Raw genomic sequence first — 2018 nt, 5'->3', positions numbered from 1 at the left:
TTGTAATATGCACCATTCAAAGAATGGTGGGTCGTACTGGACTTGAACCAGTGACCCTCGCCTTGTAAGGGCGATGCTCTCCCAACTGAGCTAACGACCCATATTACAACTTTAAAACATGACTATTAACATAATAATAGATTTTATATGTGGTGGGTGATACTGGACTTGAACCAGTGACCCTCGCCTTGTAAGGGCGATGCTCTCCCAACTGAGCTAATCACCCACATATAAATTAAAACGCTACTATTAAAATAAATAGTACTGGACTTTAACCAGTGAACTTCGCCGTTACTTGTAAATAGCGGTAATGCTCTCATTTCTTGTAACTGAGCTAACGACCCATATTACAATTTTAATACAAATCACTATTAACATAATAATAGATTTTATATGTGGTGGGTGATACTGGACTTGAACCAGTGACCCTCGCCTTGTAAGGGCGATGCTCTCCCAACTGAGCTAATCACCCACATATAAATTAAAACGCTACTATTAAAATAAATAGTACTGGACTTTAACCAGTGAACTTCGCCGTTACTTGTAAATAGCGGTGATGCTCTCACTTCTTGTAACTGAGCTAACGACCCATATTACAATTTTAATACATATCACTATTAATATAACAATAGGTTTTATATGTGGTGGGTGATACTGGACTTGAACCAGTGACCCTCGCCTTGTAAGGGCGATGCTCTCCCAACTGAGCTAATCACCCACATATAAATTTAAACGCTACTATTAAAGTTTAATAGTACTGGACTTTAACCAGTGAACCTTGCCGTTACTTGTAAATAGCAGTAGGCTCTCTTTTTTCTAAGTGAGCTAACGCCCCATATAGAATATTAGATACGACACATTAAAATGTGGTGGGTGATACTGGACTTGAACCAGTGACCCTCGCCTTGTAAGGGCGATGCTCTCCCAACTGAGCTAATCACCCGCATCTAAACAACACCACATTGCTGCGTTGTTGTGGGGCGCTATTATAGATAGAGTTGCAAATGTGTCAACACTTGAATGATAAAAATGTGCTGAATGAAGCTTTTATAAACAATACAGTGCGAACGGTGTTCACTTTATCAACAAACTAATATTAAACGAACAATTGTTAAGCTTAATGTTTATTTAAAGTCGGCGGCGTAGACTAAATAGATGTCATTAGTGGTCGGATAAACAATAAAATATTTATGTAATAAAAGACTAACTTTCAATAATTGTATTGCGTGATACAAATTAGCGGATAATAAAAAGTTATTTAAAGTTTAACATGCCAATGAACAGCGCTTTTTTAGTAGTAAAACAGCACCAAGCTAATTTGCATATAAATGTATACCCTTTAAATCATATTCAAACTCATATTATCGGTTGAATAGGGTACTTAGTCGTATACATGTGGCGAGTACAACAACGTAAAGCGCAACATGACATCTAAATTAGTATGAAAATCTGTTTTTTAGCACGTATGATAGCCAGTTTGTTGAAATTTAAACCATTTAAATAATGTCGCATAAAAAACTGTTGACTTTATTTTGGGGGGTGCATAGAATGCGCCCCGCACTAAGCGATACACGACGTGATTATCACCGAGCGTATTGAATAAGTTGGGGCTATAGCTCAGCTGGGAGAGCGCTTCGCTGGCAGCGAAGAGGTCTGCGGTTCGATCCCGCATAGCTCCACCAATTTTTAGTGTTTGTCCTAGGGTAACAGTTTTCTGTGTCCCCATCGTCTAGAGGCCTAGGACACCGCCCTTTCACGGCGGTAACAGGGGTTCGAATCCCCTTGGGGACGCCATTTAACTTTTTAGTTAAAGGCGGTTTTACCGAGAAAATAGCGTAACACATAAAGCTCGAGTCTTTATTTGTACTATACGCCATTACCTTAAAGCTCAGGATGTGAGTAAAACTAATCAATTGTCCTAGTGACACATATTCTGTGTCCCCATCGTCTAGAGGCCTAGGACACCGCCCTTTCACGGCGGTAACAGGGGTTCGAATCCCCTTGGGGACGCCACTTAC

At 39.8% G+C, this 2018-nt stretch carries 8 tRNA genes; 3 read left to right on the top strand and 5 right to left on the bottom strand.

The features are described 5' to 3' along the window. Nucleotides 1-24: 24 nt before the first annotated feature. The 5 genes from L641_RS0109495 to L641_RS0109475 all read right to left on the bottom strand — a co-directional run bounded on the left by L641_RS0109495 (nt 25) and on the right by L641_RS0109475 (nt 943). A tRNA-Val gene (locus L641_RS0109495) sits at nt 25-100 on the bottom strand. A gap of 50 nt (nt 101-150) precedes the next feature. Then, nucleotides 151-226, bottom strand: a tRNA-Val gene (locus L641_RS0109490). Between the two features lie 170 nt (nt 227-396). Further along, nucleotides 397-472 (bottom strand) — tRNA-Val (locus tag L641_RS0109485). A 170-nt stretch (nt 473-642) separates the two neighbouring features. Next, a tRNA-Val gene (locus L641_RS0109480) sits at nt 643-718 on the bottom strand. Nucleotides 719-867: 149 nt separating this feature from the next. Next, nucleotides 868-943, bottom strand: a tRNA-Val gene (locus L641_RS0109475). Nucleotides 944-1606: 663 nt separating this feature from the next. On the opposite strand from L641_RS0109475, the gene L641_RS0109470 reads away from it, so the two are divergent. From L641_RS0109470 to L641_RS0109460, 3 genes are all read left to right on the top strand, one after another. Beyond that, nucleotides 1607-1682, top strand: a tRNA-Ala gene (locus L641_RS0109470). Nucleotides 1683-1718: 36 nt separating this feature from the next. Beyond that, nucleotides 1719-1794, top strand: a tRNA-Glu gene (locus L641_RS0109465). A gap of 143 nt (nt 1795-1937) precedes the next feature. Next, nucleotides 1938-2013: transfer RNA gene (locus L641_RS0109460), tRNA-Glu, on the top strand. Nucleotides 2014-2018: the final 5 nt, after the last annotated feature.

It is taken from the genome of Pseudoalteromonas sp. TB41 (assembly GCF_000497975.1).
GTDB classification, from domain to species: domain Bacteria; phylum Pseudomonadota; class Gammaproteobacteria; order Enterobacterales; family Alteromonadaceae; genus Pseudoalteromonas; species Pseudoalteromonas tetraodonis.
Note: the sequence above shows the minus strand (reverse complement) of the source record. Positions and strands in the feature narration are given on the sequence as shown.